Genomic DNA, 18,983 nt, shown 5'->3' with positions numbered 1-18,983 from the left:
CGCGGCCTCTCGCCAGGCGACACTGAGGCGAAAGGCCCGGGCGGGGTCTCCCCCGCCCGGGCCCTGACCGTCAGATGACGTCGCGTACCTTGGACATGAACTGGTTCAGGAAGATCCCCCAGTAGTCACGCAGCTCATCGTAGAGCTCGTGGGGGTTGGTCTGCATCGACTCCGCCTTGCCGTACGCCAGCACCAGCAGCGTGAGCGCCTCGATCCCGCGGGACGCCATCTCCACGATGTCCTCCGTGTAGGTGCCCTCCGCCGCGTCGACGATCTTCCGCAGCGGCCCCCAGAGCTCCTTGTAGAAGCGGTGCCGCACGTTCAGGCGGATGAGCGTCTGCTCGCTCGTGTGCTGGACCTCGATGAAGCTGTTGCCGGGGAAGTCCATCGACTCCAGCACGAACGGCAGGGTGCGGTGCTGCTCGACATACCGCGACACCCCCGCCTCCGTCTCCTGCCCCACATCAGTGGCCATCTGGCGCAGGAGCCCTTCGCTGTCCTGGTCCGCCGGCTTCGTGACGCGGCCCTTCGGCAGCGTGCGATCCGCATCGGCGACCGCCTTCAGCACCTGGTCGTGCTCACCCTTGTGCTGGGCCGTGTCGGCGGCCGCCCACACGGCCTTCAGGCGCTTCCGCGCCGTGTTCACGTAGCGCGAGAGCCGGGTGCGGATCTCGTCCCGCAGCTGGTCCTCCGGCTCCACGCCGCGCTTCACGTTGCGCACCCCGAAGTACGAGTCCAGCTCGGGGCGGAAGGCCACCTCGATGCCGATGAAGCGGTCGAACTCGCGCACCGCCGACGGGAAGATCCGGGGCACCAGGGTGTAGTTGATCTCCCGATCCAGACGGACGAAGCTGATCACGCCTTCCGAACCCGGGATGTTCAGCCGCTTCGCCAGCTCGTCACCGCCCTTGAACCGCTCGCGGAGCACTTCCCGCGGATAGAGCGTCACGCGCAGCCGGGCGAAGGAGTTGCCCACCGGGATGTTCTCGTCCGCGATCAGTTCCGGCGCGAAATGCCGCACCTTCGCGTCCGCGGCAGCGCCGCCCGCCTTGGGGGTTGGCTGATCCGGCTCGGGGTACTCCTTCGTCAGCACGGCGTCGTTGTACGTCCCCTCCATCAGGAAGAGCGGGTCGAACGGGAGCAGCGCCTTGCCGTTGACCTCGATCCGGATGCCGCCCTCCAGGAAGTTCCGGAACATACGGGCGATCTCGCGCTCGACTTCCGCCCGGAGCCTGCCCGTGTCGCGCGCGCGCCGCCCCTCCTCGAGCCGGTCCACCTTCGACCAGACGACGACCGTACCGGTGCCTGCGGGGACGTATTCCTTCACGCCGGCAGGAAAGGCCAGCTCGTCCGGCTCGCCGAGGAAGATCTCCTCGCCGGCCTCCTCGGCCTTTTCCAGCTCCTCGAGATCGAGGTGCATGTGCCGCCACGGGGCATTCGGCTTGGTCCGGCTCCAGACGTCGATCCGCTGCGCGACGCTGAGCGCCGCCAGCTTCGCTCCGACGCCGTACTTGCCGATCGTCTTGGTGGACATGTACCGCGTCGAGAATCCGATCTGCAGGTACCGCCGGAGCACCGTGTCTTCCATGCCCGTCCCGTCGTCGGCGATGATGACGCGGGCGATGCCCTTACGGCCCGAGGGCATGGTGCCGTCCTCCAGCACCACCGAGATCCTGTTCGCCTTGGACTCCAGGCTGTTGTCGATCGGCTCGCCGAGCGCGGCGGAGAAGTGGAACCCGCTGTCACGCAGCGAGCGCAGGCCGGAGCTTCCCAGGAAAAGCGGAACCCGGTCGTCGTCACCCGCCTTCTTGGCGGCGGTGGTGGTGGCGGCCGCGGGGGCGGCCGGGCGTCGCGTGGTGGTCATGCAGCCTCCTCGGCCTTGGCGTCGATGTCGGCCGCACCCGCAGTCACGGGCTCGGCGTTGATGATGGAGATGTTCTCAGCCGCGTGGCAAAACGGGCACGGCTCCAGAGTGCCCGCCGGGCGCGCCGGGTGGATCAGGTTGGCGGCGCGACCCGCATCCTGCAGCGAATGGTACCAGTACGATTCCATGTGGAACGCGTGGAGCGGGCTCCGGCAGGGCTGCCACACGAAGTGATCGGCCACGCCCAGGTACGGGTGGGTGGCGAGGCGCGTCTGCACGCAGGTGTCCGAGCGCCCGACATACATCGGACGGCCGTCCCGCAGCAGCAGGTACACGCCGGGGTTGCCCGCCCCCACGAGCGCCCGGATGACGGCCGGGCGCAGGGGGAAGGCGTGCCGCGCGGGCGCGGCGAAGATCAGCGTCAGGCTCCGCATCACGCCTCCTGCGCGACGAGGGCCGACGCGATGTCGCGGACGCTGAGGCGCAGGCGGTCGACCGTGCGGCTGGAGACGCCCAGCGCGTCGGCGGTCTCCTGCGGCGTCTCGGCGTCGATGAGGCCGGTCAAGCAGCGGAGCCCCCGCAGCCCGAGCCGGGCGACCACGCGCGCCTCGATGGCGCGGCGCAGGCTGGACGCGACGGCGAGCGCCTCCGGAGTAGAAACGTTTTCCACCAGGGCGGGGTGCAGCCCCTGCTCGACCGCGCGGCCGATGACGGTGTCGGGGGTGAACGGGTCGACGACCGTCCGCCCGCGGGCGCGCGCAAGGATGCGCCTCGCGTCGCGGCGGACGTTGCGCTCCAGGTACGCGGCCGAGACGACGGCGCGCCGGGAGCTGAGGGTCAGGGAGATGGCGCGGTCGAGGATCTCGTACGCGCGGCTCCCCGGCTTCTTTCGGGTGAGCTGGTCCTGCAGGCGGGTGACGACGGCGTACCGGACGCCGTCGCCGGCGCTCGACGCGCCAGGCGAGGAGAAGTACATCAGTTTTCCTTCCCGGGTACGAATAGCCGGCCTCTCTACGAGACCACGGTTCGCCCCTGATGGTTTTCGTCCCGCCCTCGGGCGCCGCGAAATCGGCGGCCGGGAAAATGGGACGCTGTAAATCTGGAGAGCCGCTCCGCCGGCCGCAACCCCTTGCGCGCCCGCGTGGCTGCCCTCCGTACCTACATGGGACAGGCAGGCGAGCTTCAACGCCACCCATCAACTGGTGGGACGGGAAAGCGGCATGCCGGCATGCCGACATGCTACCGTGTTTACTAGCATGCGCGATTGCCGTATTATTCCCGCAGGGTTTCCCGCACCGAGCCGTCGGGCGAGCACCCCACCCTCCCAGACTGTCCAAATGTCAGATTCTATCAAGATCGACCCCGCGGTCGGTAGGCCCCGGTCCTCTACGGGTGCCGCGCCGGCCGGACCGGCGTTTGCCCGTCACGACACCTTCGCGCCCCGGTACGGCTGGATCAAGAAGGGCTTCGACCTCGCGCGCCGGGAGCCGGACCTATTCACCCGCGCCGACGCTCCCGTGGTGCTGGGCGTAGGGAAAAACATGGTCCGGGCGATCCGGTACTGGTGCCACGCCTTCGGCGTGCTCGAGACCGCGATCGACGAGGCTGGCCACACCGTCGCACGCCCAACCGACTTCGGGCTCAGCCTGCTGGCCGACGACGGCGGCTACGACCCGTTTCTCGAAGACCCGGCCTCGCTCTGGCTGCTCCACTGGCGGCTGGTGAACCGGCCAGACCTCGCGACCGCCTGGTACTACACGTTCTTCCTTTTCGGCCGGACGGAATTCACCGTGCCCGCGCTCCAGGAGGCGCTGGAAGGCTACGTCGCACGCACGTTCCCGGAGGCCCGGTACGCACGCTCGTCGTATGAGAAGGACGCTTCCTGCCTCGCCCGCATGTACGCGTTCCAGGAAACGGGCGGTCGGCCAAGCGAGGAAACCTTCCAGTCACCCTTCACGGAGCTTGGGCTTCTCCGCCGCACATTGCACGGCGGCTATGCCTTCTCCATCGGACCGAAGCTCTCCCTGCCCGACGCGGTGATCGCCTCGGCATGCCTTGAGTTTGCAGCCTCCGTGTCGGAGGCCCGCACCATCGCGCTCTCCAGGCTGGTGTACGAGCCCGGCAGTCCCGGGATGGCTTTCAAGCTGACCGAGAGCGCCGTCTACGCGGCCCTGGAGGCCGTCGCCGCGCGATCCGTCGGCATCTCCCTGTCCGAAGCCGCCGGCGTAGTCCAACTCGCTTACGAGGCTGATCCGCTGCAACTGGCCGAGCAACTCCGGGAGAAACACTACGCCCGGCGACTGGGCCGTCCCGGCCGTCAGGAGGCCGCATGACCCTGCTCGCGGATCACTTCAGGATCGGGCGCCGCTACGCGCGCTCGGTCAACATCGAGCGCGACCTGGAATCGGCCGAAGCGCTGGACGGCTATCTGCTGACTCCACGCATCCGCGACCTCGCCGAACGAATCGTCACCGCGCAGGTCCAGGTGCGCGCCCAGCGCGCCTGGACTCTCACAGGTGTCTACGGCACAGGCAAGTCGGCATTCGCGCAGTTCCTGTCCTCGCTCTACGCTCCCGCGGAGCACCCGGCACGGCGTCTCGCCCTCCAGTTGCTGCGAGCAGACGGCGCCCAATCGCTCGCCGAGCAGTTCCGCGACTCGGTCCCGGCCGACGGGTTCATCTGCGCCGTAGCCGCGGGGCGCCGCGAGCGGCTCGCGCACACGCTCGTCCGCGCGCTCGCTGGTGGCGCCGACCGGTTCTGGCGCAACCGTCAGGGACCGCGGCCCCGCGCGCTGAAGCGGGTCAGGGCCTTACTCGACGCCATCGAGCGCGGCGAGCAGCCAGACGTCGCTGGCCTGCCCGAGCTCGTCCGCGAGCTGGCGTCCGTCAGCCGTACGGGCGTGCTGATCGTGCTTGACGAGCTGGGCAAGAACTTGGAGACAGCTGCCCGTAGCGGCGGGGGCGAAGACCTCTACCTCCTCCAGCAGCTGGCCGAGCTTCCCAACGGAGAGTCGGACCCGCCGGTGCTGGTGCTGGGCCTGATGCACCACGCGTTCGTCGAATATGCGGACGGGCTCGCAGCCTCCAGCAGGAGCGAGTGGGAGAAGGTGCATGGGCGCTTCGCGGACGTGCCCTTCGCCGAGGCGCCGGGTCAGATGCTGCGCCTGGCGGCCGCCGCCATCCAGGCGGACCCGCCGCAGCCGATCGCGGACCTGATCCACTCGGCATCAGGCGCTTGGCATGAGCGCCTGAGCCGCGTCTCGACGGATTCCTACATCTGCGAGACACTCCCCCCGGACCGGATCCGGCAGCTCTATCCGCTGCACCCGCTGGCGGCGCTCGCGTTGCCGACGCTATGCGCGCGCTACGCCCAGAACGAGCGTTCCCTGTTCACCTTCCTCGCGAGTCCCGAACCGCACTCGATGACGCGGTTCCTCACGGAGCGCGAGGCCGGCGAGGATAAGCTGCCGTGGCTCCGGCTGGCCGACGTGTACGATTACTTCGTGGACGTGGCGGGGATCGCGCTTTACGCGCGGCCGCAGTTCCAGCGGTGGGCCGAGATCCACAGCATCGTCCGTGACGCCCTCGGACAGGACCCGCACGAACTCCAGGTCCTCAAGACGATCGGCACCCTGAATCTGGTCGGCTCCACGGGGGCGCTCCGGGCTGGACGCGCGCTCGTGATCGCCGCGCTCAGTGAAACCCCTGGTGACGAGCGCGAGGAAACGGCCTGGACGGAGGTCATCGACCGGTTGATCGCGCGAGGCTCGGTCACCTATCGCGAGAGCGTCGATGAGCTTCGCGTTTGGGAAGGTTCCCACCACGACGTATCCCTCTTGCTCCGGCAGCGCGTGGAGGCCGAGCGGCGCCCGGTCGAGGAACTGCTGTCGGAGGCAGCACCGCTCCAGCCAGCCGTCGCCCAGCGGGCCAGCTACAAGTCGGGCACCCTGCGCTACTTCGAGCGGCACTACGTCGGGTCGGCTGACGCGCTCGCGGCGGTGGAGTGCCGGGTACCGGACGCAGACGGGGTGATCGCCCATTGGGTGGGCGACGCCAGCCCCGCGCGCGTCCCCGCGGAGACGCGCGACGGAAAGCCCCTCGTGGTGCTGCCTGCCCACGGGCTCCGCACCCTCAGCGCCGCCGTTCGTGAGTTCATCGCCCTTGCTGAGCTCGACCGCGACAGGTCGTCGCTCCAGAACGACGGCGTCGCCAAGCGCGAAGTGCGTCAGAGGCTCGTGCTCGCCCGCCGTGCGCTCGACGAGGCGGTTGCCACGGCATTCACGCCGGGCGACGGACGGACATTCTGGGTCAGGGGCGAAGCCCGTTCGGGCACGGGGCTGAACGAGGCGCTTTCGGATGCATGCGATGCTGCTTACGGGCAGACACCCATCATCTGGAACGAACTCGTCAACCGCCGTGAACTGACCGCGCAAGGCGTTCGCGCCCGGCAAACCCTGATCGCGGCGCTCCTCAACTCGCCCGAGAAGGAGAAACTCGGCCTGTCGGGCCACGGCCCGGAAGTGGCGATGTACGCCTCTCTCCTCGATCGGACGGGCATTCACCGGCATGGCCCCGACGGGTGGCGCATCGAGCGGCCGAACGACGACGGCGTCGTCCCCCTCTGGGAAGCGATCGAAAACTTTTGCCAATCCGCTGTCGACCGGCCGCGGCCGGTCAGCGAGCTTTACGACCTCCTCGGCCGCCCTCCCTACGGAGTGAAGTCCGGCGTCATCCCGGTCTTTCTGGCAGCCGTGCTCCTGTACCACGCCGACGATGTCAGCGTGTACCGGCACGGCAGCTTCCTCCCCATCCTGGGCATCGAGCACTTCGACCTGCTGATCAAGCACCCGGCGGAGTTTGCGGTCAAGCACTTCCGCCTGGAAGGTCTCCGCCTGGACGTTTTCCGTGACATGGAGGCGATCCTCACCGCGCCCGGCGCGCGGAAGGTGCCTGCCGGAGTACGCAACGCCACCGTGCTCTCCGTCGTGAGGCCGCTCACGAGATTCGCCCTCAAGCTGCCCGCCGTCACGCGCGGGACGCGCCGGCTACCGGCCACCACGGTGGCGGCGCTCGACGCACTGCTGCGAGTGCAGGAGCCCGACCGCCTGCTGTTCGAAGAACTGCCCCGTGCGCTCGGCTTCGATCCCTTCGGCAGCGAACCCATCGACGGCGAAGTGGAGACGCACCGGCGCGACGCCTTTCGCCGCGCGCTGCTCACCGCCCTCCGAGAACTGCAGGGGTATTACGACACGGTGCTGGATAGCTGCCATCGCCTGCTGCACCAGGCCTTCCGCTGCGCGGGGACCCTGGCCGACACGCGTGAGGATGTCCGCGTCCGGGCTCGGTTCCTGGACGGTCGCGTGATCGAGGACCGCCTGCACGCGCTCATCAAGGCCTTAGTCGAACAGGATACCGAAAAGGACCGGTGGCTGGAATCGGTCGCCATGGTGATCGCCGACAAGCCCGTCGACATCTGGAGCGACGAGGATTTCCTGGTCTTCGAGCTAAACCTGAGCGAGCTGGCCAGCCGGTTCCTGGCACTCTACGCCATGCAGGAGGACGCTCTCGCCGAAGCGCGAGCCGGATTCCACCCGCGGCGGATCACCATCATGGAGCCGGACGGGACGAGGCTACAGCAGATGGTGTGGATCGCGGGCGAGGACGGCGATCTCATCGAGCAGCAGGTCGAGGCGGTGCTCAGGCAGCTGGAGCACATCCGATCCGAACAACAGCGCCAGGCCATTATCGTCCGGCTCGCCGAGCGGGTGCTCGCGCCGCCCGCGCCGCGGAGAGATGAGGCGCCCGGCATGGAGGCACAGAGAAGACATGGGTAAGCGCGTACGGCACATCCTCGGGCTCTCCGGCGGCAAGGACAGCGCCGCCCTCGCCGTGCTGATGCACAAGCGCGTTCCCGAGATGGAGTACTTCTTCTGCGACACGCACAAGGAGCTTCCTGAGACTTACGAATACCTCGGCCGTCTGGAGGCACGCCTCGGCATCAAGATCGTGCGGCTCAACGCCCAGCGTGGCTTCGACTACTGGCTGGACGTGAAGGGTGGCTTCCTTCCGTCGCCCAACATCCGGTGGTGCACGGAGGTGCTCAAGATCGAGCCGCTGGAGGAGTGGATCGGGGACGACGAGGCGATCAGCTACGTCGGCATTCGCGCGGACGAGAACCGGGCCGGCTACATCTCCACCAAGCCGACCATCCGCGCCGTTTACCCGTTCAAGGAAGAAGGCCTGGTCAAAGCGGACATCTTCCGCCTGCTGGAGGAGAGCGGCATCGGCATCCCGGCCTATTACAAGTGGAGGACCCGCTCCGGGTGCTTCTTCTGCTTCTTCCAGCGGAAGGCGGAGTGGGTGAGGCTCCACGACGAGCACCCGAAGCTCTTCTGGGAGGCAGTGGAGTACGAGGAGAAGCACCGCGACGGCCGCACGTTCACCTGGTCGCACGGCGAAAGTCTCCGCGATCTCCTGGCGCGCCGCGACGAAATCCTGGATGCGCACGAGAAGCTCGAGGAGCGCGAGCGCGCTCGGCAGCCCAACCGCCCCCTTGCTCAGGTCCTCGCGGCCGCGCTAGACGAGGAGGACGACGAGCTGGGATGCCTGATGTGCCACCTATGAGCGTGCTGACCGCTTCCGGTCCGGCAGGAGTGGCCGACATCGTCGCCGATGGTCTTCGGCTGCCGATCTATCTGGACCATCACGCCACCACTCCTGTGGATCCCCGAGTCGCCGCGGTCGTCATGCACCACATGACGACCGCGTTCGGCAACGCCAGCAGCAAGGACCACGAGTACGGCGACGAGGCTGACGCGGCCGTAGCCGCGGCACGGCGCCACGTCGCCACGCTGCTCGACGCTTCTCCGCGAAGTGTCGTGTTCACCTCTGGGGCGACCGAGAGCCTGAACTTAGCACTGCAGGGCTTCGTCCGCGCACAACTCGCTCGTACCGGCTCGTCCGGCCTCGTGCGTATCGCGCTCCCACCGGTGGAGCATCCCGCGGTCCTCGAGGTCTGCCAATACCTCGCGGACCGCGGCGAAGCCAGCCTCCGGATGCTGCCCGTCGACGGCCACGGCCGGATCGACCTAGAGGCGGTCGAGTACGCCTGCCAGGACGGGATCGACCTGCTCGTCGTAATGGCGGCCAACAACGAGATCGGCAACCTCTACCCGCTCGCGGAGATCGGGGCTATCGCACGGCGGCACGGCATCCCGTTCCTCACCGACGCCACGCAGGCCGCCGGCAAGGTGGAGATTCGCGTCCGCGACTGGGGCATCTCCATGCTTGCGCTTGCCGGCCACAAGATGTACGGCCCCAAGGGCGTAGGCGCACTGATCGTGGATCCGGACCTATACCTGGAGCCGCTGTTCCGCGGCGGAGGGCACCAGCGCGGCCTGCGCTCCGGTACCCTCAACGTCCCGGGCATTGCTGGACTCGGCGAAGCGTGCCGGCTGCGCGCCGCCGAGATGGCGCAGGATGAGCCGGCCATCGCGCGCCGGCGCGACCGGCTGCAAGCCTCCCTGGTGGATTCCATCACCGGCCTGATGGTGAGCGGCGATCTTGAACATCGCCTCGCGGGCAACCTGCACATCTCCGTCCCGGATGTGCCGAGTTCTGCCGTGGTCGCGCAACTCCGGGGCAGGGTAGCCCTCGCACGCGGTTCGGCTTGTGCGTCCAGTGTCGACGCCCCTTCGCACGTGCTAACTGCACTTGGATTCACCAATGCAGTAGTACGGGGCTCTCTGCGGATCGGCTTGGGACGATCGACTACGGACACCGAGATCGAAGTCGCGGGCAAGTGGGTATCGGAGGCCGTGACGAAGATACGGCATTCGTTGCGATGACGCATCGACCGGCGCTCACGGGTGCACTAAGAGAGGGAGAGTTTGGGATTGCATCACTCGACTCACGAATTTTACGAGTCCAATGCCGACGCATATGCCGAGCTTACGCTTGCTGGGGAGGTAAAGGAACTCTGGTCGCTTCTCGACGGCAGGGTGGAGCCGGGATCGCTGGTCCTGGATCTTGGTGCGGGAGCAGGACGCGACCTCAAAGAGCTGGGAGCCCGAGGATACCGAGCCATTGGGATGGACCTCTCCTTCGCTCTAGCCAAGATTGCGAAACGCGTGTCCTGCCAGCCTATGATCGTCGCAGACATGCGTGCTCTCCCATTTAGATCGGCTTCCTTTGACGTGGTGTGGTCCGTTGCCTCGTTGTCGCACGTTCATCGGGACGAAATATTAGCGATTCTACAGGCGGTCCACGCAGTTCTCGGAACCGGCGGTGTATTCATCGCATCGGTCCGCGAGGGAACTGGAGATCTCATTGACGCAAATGGACGATATTTTTCGCTATATAGCGTGGACGACTGGAAGAACCTCATGATTGAAAGCGGGTTCACGGTCGAGCATTGTGGGTTAAGCATCAAACCACCGGTTGTCACAAGCGAGACTACGCAGCCAATCTCGTGGATCGTTTCTTTGGCCGCGCGATAAGCGTGGCTTAGTTTCTGACGGTGCAGCAAGTCTTTCTCGTTGCGCAGAGGATGCTGCGCGGTTATGTGTTTAGTCCCGTCGTTCTTGAACGCTTCATTCTTTGTGACCTATGATAATTCAGGTAACGATAACGCAGGCAGCTCCCGCCAGCTCGCCCGATTGGGTCAGCTATGCAAAGGACTTGGGCCCGACAGCAGTTGCCATCGTCGCACTACTGCTTACCTATTTGACGGCTCGATGGACGCTCAGGGTCAACGAACGGACATTGACCGTTCAGAGCAATCGCGAGAGGTCTGACGAGATTACGCGGCAGCTGAATGAGTTCTACGGCCCGATGCTACAGCTGTTAGGTATCAGCGACGTCCTTCACAAAACATTTAAGAATGGCAAAGACTTCCGTACATTAACCAAGCTACTCGATGGCCACACCTTCTCAGGAAACGATGCTGTTTTGCTGAGAGAGATCATGCTTGTCACAAAAGAGATAGATAAGCTGATCATGCGTTATAATGGTATTGTGACAAATGCGGGTCTTCACCTCACCCTCGCAACCGCTGGAGCTCACTTTCGCGTGCTACGTGCAGCTGCGCGTGGCCAATTGAGCGGAGGGCCGACGCGCTTCGAAGATCTAGTGTTCCCTGAGCGGATCAGAGCCGAGTTACGCGGCGAAATAGAACAACTCCGTCATGAACGTGGTCAGCTCCAGCTTGGCGTTCCGAGAAAGCAAATCAGGCCACTGTGCACCGAGGCATCGGCAGCGGTTCTCGTGAGTGAAAGCCATCCTCAGAAAACGGAAGTTCCAGCAGGGCAGAGCTTCACCAAGACATGGACGCTACGGAACAAAGGTAGCAACTGCGTTTGGGACTCACCGATTAGGCTGCAGTACTTCTCCAACACGGCCGGGCTCCTAAGCACGTCGCAGGCCGACATTGCGGTCAGCGAGCCCGTAGAGCCAGACGGCACCTATATCTTTAGCGTGCCAATGATGGCGCCTGCCTCTCCCGGCACGTACCGTGAGGAGTGGAAGCTGGTCGACCCTTACGGCAATACCATTCGGGTAGGTGGAGCTGAAACGATCTTTGCCGAAATAACGGTTCCTTCAGCAAAGACGGGCGTCGGTCTTTCTCCGCCACCTCCTCACACGCATACGCCCTCACCCGGTTGAGAACTATTCCTCCAAGCTCGTCAGCAGATCCGCAGTGTCGAAGTTCAGCAGGAACGCCGAGTAGTGGTTCCTGAATACATCCCTGATGTAGTCCTCTATGGCTACCGGGGTCTCGCCGTGCCCGTTCTCCGTCCGCTGCACACTGAAGCCCTGGCTCCTGGTGATGGCGTACAGGAACAGCGTGTGGAAGTACACGGACGTCACGTACCTCTTCTCGGCGACCAGCAGCGCCTTCTCTCCCGAGTACTTCGCCCGGTAACTCAGGAACGCCGAGCTATCCATGTTCAGGTAGATCGTGGTGAGCTTTTCCCCGTCGCCCTGAGGCACAACCACAACCTCGGGGCCGACCTCGACCCCCTGGTTTTCCAGTTGTTCCCAGCTCATCTCGATCCCCTCCCCCGTCCGCGAGACGCGGATCAGCTGCGGAAGGCCCAGCTCCGGCTCCTTCACTGGCTCCGGTTCCGGCTCCTTCGGCGGCTTCTCGGGGTCGGTGATCCTCACCCAGAACACCTGATCGAATTCCTCCCCTGCACCCGAGAGGCAGGCGCGCACCTTCACCGCGTCACCGACCGAAACCTCCTGGTTCGGTGAGACGGTGACCCGGATCGTACCCTTGCTGGGACTGGACTTCACCACATCCAACAAAGCGGTCGGACGGTCCGGCAGTCCCGGCGCGGTACCGCCTTTCGTCCGGGTGGGGGAGTAGTCCAGCAAGGCGATCTGCAGGTGACCGGGCTCGCTGGTGCGGTCGAAGTACTGATCCTCGACATCCGTCGAGAATCGAATCGTGCGGTGGCCGCCGAGCGGCAGCTTCACCGTGGGGATGCCGTCCCCATCCTGTGGCGACTTTGCTTCCAGCCGGAAGAACGAAGGGAACCGGCGCGGGATGAAGGGCGGTGCTTCCGGGCGTGGCGTCGGCGGCGGCTTCGGTGGACTCTTCTCCTTCCCGTTCCCGGAAGGGCCCTTGCCCGGCTCCTGCCGCCCGAGGCGAAAAGTCTGGTCCAGCAGCTTCGCAAGATCGCTGTTCAGGGGCAGCTGGCGAGTCACGCTCCGCAGCAGGTCCTGTGTGTCCTTTCCGGCGTCGACCGTGATCGCGTCCTTACGCTCCTTATGGATCTCCTTGAGGCGGCCGCGCTTCAGGATCTCCGCCACCATCTGGCGCAGGCGGCGGGATTCGTCGCCTTCCTTCAGCCGGTCGCGCGAGGCCATGAAGAGTTCATTGCGCACCTCGAGGTTGACCTCGGTACAGTCCACGTGGATCAGCAGCCAGTCCTTCAGCAGCGGGAACTTCAACGAGCGGGTGATGAACTCCGACGTGAAGCTCCCGTGCACCTGGCCGTTCAGCGTGAACAGCACGGACATGTTGTTGACGAAGAACTCGTCCCGGACCCGCTTCCTCGTCTCAGCCGTCGAGAGATCGTCGACGCGCGGTTTGAAGACGTAGCACGTCACCTTCACGCGCCCGATCCGCGCATCCTCGCACTCTTCCGAGAACGGCTCCTCCGCCAAGTACTTCCGACTCCCGCTCTCCTCCAACCGATAGCGCAAGCCCTGCAGCGGACGCTCTAGGCGCTGCTGCCTCGGGTAGCGCTCCGCCTTTTCGACCACATAGAGCGGGAGCGCGGGACTGAAGAGGTACTCGTTCAGGCTCAGCGTCAGGTCACGCGAGAGATCGCTGATCCCAGGCAGGTCATACGAGTACAGCTTGATCACGGTGCCCGTCCGGAACCGCCGGTTGTGCAGCCCCAGTTCGAGCTCGTCGATCTCGAACGCCGGGATGACCCCATCCATCATAAAGTACTCGTACCACGTCGACTTCTTCGTCTGCCGTTCCGCGCCCTGCAGCGGATGTTTTCTCAGAAGCGTGAAGCCGAAGCGTCCGGACCCATCGTAGCGCTTCGACCCGATCAGCTGATAGCGGTGCTTGCCGCAGAAGACGATCGCGCCGGCACCGCCCATGTTGTACTTGCCCTGCACAAAGTGGATCTCATTCTTGTTGCCGCGCAGCAGCGACAGGAACGTGGCCTCGAAATCCTCGGGGTGTTGCCCCTCGCCTTCGTCGTAGATGATGACGGAGGTATCCCGCTTCGGCCCGTCCGCCACGATCTGGATCCGTTCGGCCTGCGCCCTCCGCACGTGCCCCAAGTCCCAGTGCTGGGAGTCGGGGAAGAACCGCTGCACCGCCTCGTGCACGGATTGAGGAGCTGCGGCGGAGCGGGGATCAATTCCTTCCTCCAGGCAGCGGCGCATCAACACCGCGTCGATGGAGTTGATCACCTTTTCGGCCAGCGCCGGAATCGGTGAAGCCTGCTGGTTCTCCACCACGCCGAAGTTGTTGTCGTTCCCCCCGTAGGGCCTCCAGTTCGCCGGCGCGAACAGATGCTCATGCCTGGCCACGATGGCATCGACGTCCGACTCGCACCCGGCCGCGAACAGCTCTCGAAACAGTTTCTCAGGGGTCATTGGTAGTGCGGGAAGTAGCTGCGGGGCAGGGCTTGAGGACAATCGCGGAGATGAGGAGTGGCTTCCACGCCTGGGGGCCCGGGACGCGTAGGCAGAGTGCACCAACAGAAAGGAAATTTGCGCAAACTTATGAATGGACGCAATCCGGGCTGGTACGGCTACCGCGGAGGAGGTTCACACGGCGGAGTGTTCGTTACCCTGCATTCGATCCCTCCAGCGCTCGCCTGATTCCCTCCAGCCCTTCGGGCAGCACCCCATCGAGCGCCCGCTCGCTCAGCGTCACCAGCTTCTCCCGGGTAATGAAATCCTGTCGAATGGAAAGCTGCTCAAGGACGTCCAGGTAGCACATCACCGACTGCCAGAGCGACTGCACCGGGTCCGTATAGAAGTCGGCCACGTCTGCGTCCTCCGGGCTGTACCCTTCGAAATATCGGTCCATGTCGGTGAAATCCCGGTCCTGCCGCCCTCGGAAAAACCGGCATGCGCCAGCATCTGGTCGAGGGTGTGATCGAACCACTCCAGCTCAGGGAAGCCCTCCATCCACCGATCCGAATAATTCATCTCGTGCCGCCGCTCCTGGTCGAAGGTCGGATCCGAGAGGACGTAGCTGAAGTCCTCGGAGAAATCAGGAACGTGTTGGAGCTGCCCGAACAGGCGCCACCACGATCCGTGCGATTCCGCGGACTCAGGCCTGACGGGATGCCATTTCCGCTCAAGAGACGAACGCCGCCGGTTCCCATGTACAGCAGGAACTGCTGCGGGCGCAGCCCTTTGGGTGTCTGGGTCTCGGCCCACACCCATGTGCTGAGCCACAGGTTCAGCAACGCCTTCGCGAAATAGAACCTGGAATAGTACCCGGTCACCACGCCCCAGGAGTACAGCCCGCGGACATCCAGGACGAGGTAGCTGAGGAAGAGGTGGAAGCACCGGACGAAGCACGTGGCGCTCCAGTAGAAATGCCGCTGCAGGAGGGCACTGTCCGGCCGGCCCGATGCGCCGGTGAGAGCGGCCTCAAGGGCAGGCACATCCGCCTGCGGAAGCAAGTACTCCAGCCAATCGCCAAACGCGACGCGGTGAAACTCGCGCTCGGGCGAGAACCCCTCCCACGCCGTCTTAAGATCCCGTAGGGGGAGCGGGAAGTCCGGGAACTCACGGGCTGGAGGAGACGGAAGTTCGATACGCGGCATTCAGACCTCACGGGCGGAAACCGACACCGCTGCTGCACAGCAACCGCTATTCCAGAGCACCGGACTCTCTGCGTGCGGGCTCAGGGGCCGACGGTCTGATCAGGCCCGCCCCCTATCCACCATCGCACACACCCGGCAGAGAAAAACGGAGGCGCTTGACGGGCCAGGGATGGCCCGGCGCGATTCCCATTCAGCCGTGGAGAGACCAGGTATGGCCGGACCAGCGACGCAGGTGCTGGACCTGAGCGCCATCGAGTACGACGGTGTCAGCGAGGACGACTGGCGCGCAGTGCTGCAGGCGATGCACAGCGGCGAGCCGGCGCTCGTGTCGGAGAGCATCGCCGACTACTTCCTGGAAGTGCTGCCGCCGGTGGCGATGTTCGCGGGCGGGTTCGCGTTCGCGGAGGGGGCGGAGGTTCCCACCGTGTTCATCCGCACCGGGAAGCGGAGCGACCCCTGGCTCGTCCAGCGCGGCGCCATTGGCGAGACCCGGGCGGCGCTCGTCCGCCTCCGCGACGCGCGCCAGGCGGCCTCGCAGCCCCGCTATCTCTGCGAATGGACTCTCTCTCTCCGCCAGGCCGCCGCAATGTCTGGATGCAAAGAAGCCGACCGTCTGGTCGGATGCCTGCTGACGCGGGTGGAGGCACGGTGGATCGCGTACGCGGACCCGGCGGACGCGATCGACCTGCTCGCGCGTGCGCTGGATGAAGACGAGATCGTGTATGAACGCGACGCGCGGCTGAGGGACGGCGAGTTGGACGAGCGCGTCGAGATCTTCCTCGCCGGCGCCGGCGTCGCGGTCCTGCTGGACGCGGGCGGCACCTTGCCCGCCATCGAGCGCCTCCGGCGCTGCTCCGCTCGCCGGGACGTGCGGGCGCTGGCCGTCCTCACCACCCTCTCGCCCGACCTCTACCCGGCCGGGAACGGCCAGCGCCACATGGTCAGCCGCAAGAGGCTATACGTGATCCGGATCGGACGCGATTGGGAAATGGAACGCGGGCGGCCTCTCGATGCAGATCTCCGCGGCCGTGCTGGCTGACGGTGTCGACGCTCGGAACGAACGCGACCGCGCGGCGAAGCTCAAGGCCTCGCCGCGCGGATACCTGGCGCGACTTCCTGCTCCCGCTGGACCCCTCCCCTTCCCCCCTCTGCAACCCGCCCCACCTCCCCTCCTCTCGCCACACCGTCCAGTCAGCGCGGGACGCGCTCGATCCCAAACGGTCTTAGGCGGCGGCCAAGCCGCGCTCCCTCAGCAGAGAGCGCAGATCCTCGAGCGCGTGGTGCGTGCGGCTCTTCGCCGTCCCGACGGGGATGCCGAGGCGCCGGGCGGCCTCGGTGTGCGTCAGCCCCTCCAAGAAGTGCAGCCTCGCCGGCTCGCGGTACCGCTCCTCGACGCGCATCAGCGCGTCGTCGATGATGGCCCGGGTCTGGCGCCGCTCCGCGACTTCATCCGGTAGGGGCGCCGGGTCTCCGGGGTCGAGGTTCCACCCTCCCTCGTTTTCCGGATCGAGCGGCAGGTCGGAGAAGCTGGTGACGCGGCTGCGCTGGACGCCGCGGGCCGCGTTGATCGCGATCCGCTCGGCGATCGTCTTGCTCCAGGTGGAGAACTTCTGGGTCGGATCGTACGACTTACGATTGCGGATCAGCCGGATGAACACCTCCTGCGTGAGGTCCTCCGCACAATGCCTGGTGGCGGAGTTTCGCAGGAAGAACCGCACGATCTTCGGCTGGTACCGGTTGACGATCTCGCGCAGGGCCCGGTCCGAGTCGGTGTCGGCATAGTACCGGAAGAGCTCCTCGTCGCTCTCGGGAAGGGCGGCGAGCCTGGGCGGCGGGGGAAGCGTCGCCCCGCGTGGCTGGACGGAATCGGAACCCGGCTCGACAGTTACTGCATCGGCAATAACGGCCTGGGTCTGGTCGTGCTCGCGCGCTGCTGCGCGCGTCGTATCTGTGGCCACTGAACGATGCTCCTTGGATCGGAGGGTGTGGCTGGCGCCCTGGGTGGTGCCAGCCTCGCCACTCTTCGGCAACCGGGCTGTCTCAGTGAGACCCCTGGCTTTGCGGACCGGCCTCGCGACCGGGGTGCTCTTCAGGAGTGGGGCAATTGCTGTGGAACTGCGCGGGGGACCGGAAACGGTGCAATGCTCCGAGCCGGTCGCCAGCGGTTGGAGGAATGGATTCAGTATCCGTGCGTCGATGGGTCGCATGGTGCAGGGCAAATACCCGGATTTGTCGTGTATGCCACCTTTCCCAAAGGCTACGAAACTTCTGCTGGCAAGCAGTCACGAGAGCAGGAGCGAAGGGGTTGGGCCTTCCAACAACGCCAACTCCATTGCTCCGCGTTTAATCTGGTGAGTATGGGGAAAGCGTCAATCCGCGTCCATTTCACGACGAACGGATTGGCTGTGTAAGCTAGTGTAAAGCTGAACACGCCGGTGGAGATAACTGCAATCTATTTGCACGTCTCGGCTCGAGAAAATTTCCATCACATGACCGGTGCCGGTGCACATGAACCATCCGCGCACCGAATACGCCGCGCAGCAGACCAATAGGGTGGGGCCGCCTTCTAAACCTAACGTTAAGAATAGATAAAGTTTACACGCGACTGCCCACGGGAGTGGACATGCTGAGCGCTCAATCGAGGGCGTCGGTCACCTCGTGTGATCCGGGCGGACGTCGTACGGCCGGCCGGATACTATGTCACCTCTTCTTCGAGCCTGATTACCCGTCGTTCCCTCCAGACCCGGTAAGATCGGCATCCGTGCGCATTCGGACCCACTCTGGTGGTAAGATACCAGCTTTTTCGTGGCCGCTGCGGATTGCCGCAAGGATCTCGCGCTCGGTTTCGAGCTTGAGCGGACCGTCGGGTAAACGGGCAACGAGCAAGGCCATCGCGATCGCCGCCACGTCCGCGGCGATCTCCTGCGTTTCAATCCCCCTGATGTACCACTCCATCAGCTTCCGCTGCGTCGCTCGACGCGGAGAGCCTCCTTCCAGGAATAGACGGAGCCCTGGCGCGCTCACGCCGATGGCGCGCGCTACCTGCCGCAGACTGGCCCTCGCCACCGCCTGCCTTGCCGCATCCCGCAGCATCGGCACGGGGACGACGGTCCAACGCCCCTCCATCACGGCTTCCCCGTGGCCAGACGCCATGCCAGGAGCGCGCGCTCGAGCGCCTCGTCCACCGTTTCTCCCAGCGCGGTCAGGTGCCCCATCTTCCGCCCGGGGCGCGCCTCGGCCTTCCCGTAGAGGTGGAGCGCCGCGGTGGGGACGCCGAGCGCCGCCGCCACGCCCGCGCGGCCGAGGCCCGTGCCGGCGTCCTCGCCCATCAGGTTCACCATGGCGGCGGGGCGCAGCAGCCCGGTGGAGCCCAGCGGGAGCCCGCAGACGGCGCGGAGCTGCTGCTCGAACTGCGAGACGGGGCAGGCGTCCAGCGTGTAGTGCCCGGAGTTGTGGGGGCGCGGGGCGATCTCGTTCATGCGGATCACCCCGTCTTCGCCCACGAACATCTCCACCGCCAGGAGGCCCACGACGCCCAGCCCCTCGGCCAGCGCGGAGGCGATGCGGCGGGCCTCCTCGGCCTGCGCGGGCGGGATGCGCGCGGGGGCCACGCTGGTGTGGAGGATGCCGCGCCGGTGGACGTTCTCGGCCGCCGGGAAGCACGCGGTCTCGCCGGTCGCCGACCGCGCGACGACGACGGAGACTTCCAGGGTGAAGCGGACGAACGCCTCCAGGATCAGCTCGTCGCCGTGGGCGGCCACCTCGTTGTAGGCGGCGTCGGCGTCCGCGGGCCCTCGGATCACCGCC

The 18,983-nt window shown here is 65.9% G+C and carries 15 protein-coding genes and 1 riboswitch; of the genes, 6 read left to right on the top strand and 9 right to left on the bottom strand.

Annotation, left to right across the window (positions count from 1 at the left end):
* Positions 1–70: 70 nt before the first annotated feature.
* The 3 genes from VF746_03150 to VF746_03140 are packed head-to-tail and all read right to left on the bottom strand — an operon-like array spanning position 71 to position 2,840.
* The gene (locus tag VF746_03150; GenBank protein ID HEX8691416.1) at positions 71–1,864 is read right to left on the bottom strand and encodes an ATP-binding protein; all 1,794 of its coding nucleotides are present in this window, start codon (positions 1,862–1,864) and stop codon (positions 71–73) included.
* Entirely contained in the window at positions 1,861–2,298 is a 438-nt protein-coding gene (locus VF746_03145) for a hypothetical protein (GenBank protein ID HEX8691415.1), read from the bottom strand. The genes VF746_03150 and VF746_03145 overlap by 4 nt, the downstream gene beginning before the upstream one ends.
* Positions 2,298–2,840: a hypothetical protein gene (locus tag VF746_03140; GenBank protein ID HEX8691414.1), complete on the bottom strand. Its 543-nt coding sequence runs from the start codon at positions 2,838–2,840 to the stop codon at positions 2,298–2,300. The genes VF746_03145 and VF746_03140 overlap by 1 nt, the downstream gene beginning before the upstream one ends.
* A gap of 361 nt (positions 2,841–3,201) precedes the next feature.
* On the opposite strand from VF746_03140, the gene VF746_03135 reads away from it, so the two are divergent.
* The 5 genes from VF746_03135 to VF746_03115 all read left to right on the top strand — a co-directional run bounded on the left by VF746_03135 (position 3,202) and on the right by VF746_03115 (position 11,526).
* The gene (locus tag VF746_03135) at positions 3,202–4,197 is read left to right on the top strand and encodes a DUF4007 family protein (protein ID HEX8691413.1); all 996 of its coding nucleotides are present in this window, start codon (positions 3,202–3,204) and stop codon (positions 4,195–4,197) included.
* Positions 4,194–7,697 carry a hypothetical protein gene (locus VF746_03130; GenBank protein ID HEX8691412.1) on the top strand — a complete coding sequence of 1,168 codons (3,504 nt, stop codon included), beginning with the start codon at positions 4,194–4,196 and terminating at the stop codon, positions 7,695–7,697. Before VF746_03135 ends, VF746_03130 begins: the two co-directional genes overlap by 4 nt.
* Positions 7,690–8,487 (top strand): phosphoadenosine phosphosulfate reductase family protein, encoded by a 798-nt coding sequence (locus VF746_03125; GenBank protein HEX8691411.1) that lies wholly within the window; start codon positions 7,690–7,692, stop codon positions 8,485–8,487. The genes VF746_03130 and VF746_03125 overlap by 8 nt, the downstream gene beginning before the upstream one ends.
* The gene (locus VF746_03120) at positions 8,484–9,710 is read left to right on the top strand and encodes a cysteine desulfurase family protein (GenBank protein HEX8691410.1); all 1,227 of its coding nucleotides are present in this window, start codon (positions 8,484–8,486) and stop codon (positions 9,708–9,710) included. The genes VF746_03125 and VF746_03120 overlap by 4 nt, the downstream gene beginning before the upstream one ends.
* A 916-nt stretch (positions 9,711–10,626) precedes the next feature.
* Positions 10,627–11,526 (top strand): NBR1-Ig-like domain-containing protein, encoded by a 900-nt coding sequence (locus VF746_03115; protein HEX8691409.1) that lies wholly within the window; start codon positions 10,627–10,629, stop codon positions 11,524–11,526.
* A gap of 3 nt (positions 11,527–11,529) precedes the next feature.
* Here the strand turns inward: VF746_03115 and VF746_03110 are convergent, their stop codons facing one another.
* From VF746_03110 to VF746_03100, 3 genes are all read right to left on the bottom strand, one after another.
* Positions 11,530–13,989 (bottom strand): hypothetical protein, encoded by a 2,460-nt coding sequence (locus VF746_03110; GenBank protein HEX8691408.1) that lies wholly within the window; start codon positions 13,987–13,989, stop codon positions 11,530–11,532.
* Between the two features lie 193 nt (positions 13,990–14,182).
* On the bottom strand, positions 14,183–14,428 hold the full coding sequence (locus VF746_03105; GenBank protein ID HEX8691407.1) for a hypothetical protein: 246 nt from the start codon (positions 14,426–14,428) through the stop codon (positions 14,183–14,185).
* A 118-nt stretch (positions 14,429–14,546) separates the two neighbouring features.
* A complete protein-coding gene (locus tag VF746_03100) occupies positions 14,547–15,176 on the bottom strand; it encodes a hypothetical protein (GenBank protein ID HEX8691406.1) in 630 nt (209 codons plus the stop codon).
* A 232-nt stretch (positions 15,177–15,408) separates the two neighbouring features.
* Here VF746_03100 and VF746_03095 point away from each other — a divergent pair, with 232 nt between their 5' ends.
* Complete coding sequence (locus VF746_03095; GenBank protein HEX8691405.1) at positions 15,409–16,215, top strand: hypothetical protein; 807 nt, start codon at positions 15,409–15,411, stop codon at positions 16,213–16,215.
* Positions 16,216–16,399: 184 nt separating this feature from the next.
* Here the strand turns inward: VF746_03095 and VF746_03090 are convergent, their stop codons facing one another.
* The 3 genes from VF746_03090 to VF746_03080 all read right to left on the bottom strand — a co-directional run.
* Complete coding sequence (locus VF746_03090) at positions 16,400–17,134, bottom strand: sigma-70 family RNA polymerase sigma factor (protein ID HEX8691404.1); 735 nt, start codon at positions 17,132–17,134, stop codon at positions 16,400–16,402.
* Positions 17,135–17,198: 64 nt separating this feature from the next.
* Positions 17,199–17,273, bottom strand: a riboswitch (cyclic di-GMP riboswitch).
* A 624-nt stretch (positions 17,274–17,897) separates the two neighbouring features.
* A complete protein-coding gene (locus tag VF746_03085; GenBank protein ID HEX8691403.1) occupies positions 17,898–18,131 on the bottom strand; it encodes a hypothetical protein in 234 nt (77 codons plus the stop codon).
* Between the two features lie 170 nt (positions 18,132–18,301).
* Positions 18,302–18,983 (bottom strand): ATP-grasp domain-containing protein (locus tag VF746_03080; protein HEX8691402.1); only part of this gene is annotated, 682 nt, incomplete at its 5' end.

It is taken from the genome of Longimicrobium sp., from assembly GCA_036389795.1.
GTDB lineage: Bacteria > Gemmatimonadota > Gemmatimonadetes > Longimicrobiales > Longimicrobiaceae > Longimicrobium.
The sequence above is the reverse complement of the archived record's forward strand: the minus strand, read 5'-3'. Positions and strand labels throughout refer to the sequence as shown.

Coding starts and splice junctions, on each gene's coding strand:
- VF746_03125 (HEX8691411.1), top strand. CDS start 7,690: ATGGGTAAGCGCGTACGGCACATCCTCGGGCTCTCCGGCGGCAAGGAC.
- VF746_03110 (HEX8691408.1), bottom strand. CDS start 13,989: ATGACCCCTGAGAAACTGTTTCGAGAGCTGTTCGCGGCCGGGTGCGAG.
- VF746_03120 (HEX8691410.1), top strand. CDS start 8,484: ATGAGCGTGCTGACCGCTTCCGGTCCGGCAGGAGTGGCCGACATCGTC.
- VF746_03130 (HEX8691412.1), top strand. CDS start 4,194: ATGACCCTGCTCGCGGATCACTTCAGGATCGGGCGCCGCTACGCGCGC.
- VF746_03140 (HEX8691414.1), bottom strand. CDS start 2,840: ATGTACTTCTCCTCGCCTGGCGCGTCGAGCGCCGGCGACGGCGTCCGG.
- VF746_03135 (HEX8691413.1), top strand. CDS start 3,202: ATGTCAGATTCTATCAAGATCGACCCCGCGGTCGGTAGGCCCCGGTCC.
- VF746_03145 (HEX8691415.1), bottom strand. CDS start 2,298: ATGCGGAGCCTGACGCTGATCTTCGCCGCGCCCGCGCGGCACGCCTTC.
- VF746_03085 (HEX8691403.1), bottom strand. CDS start 18,131: ATGGAGTGGTACATCAGGGGGATTGAAACGCAGGAGATCGCCGCGGAC.
- VF746_03105 (HEX8691407.1), bottom strand. CDS start 14,428: ATGGACCGATATTTCGAAGGGTACAGCCCGGAGGACGCAGACGTGGCC.
- VF746_03100 (HEX8691406.1), bottom strand. CDS start 15,176: ATGCCGCGTATCGAACTTCCGTCTCCTCCAGCCCGTGAGTTCCCGGAC.
- VF746_03150 (HEX8691416.1), bottom strand. CDS start 1,864: ATGACCACCACGCGACGCCCGGCCGCCCCCGCGGCCGCCACCACCACC.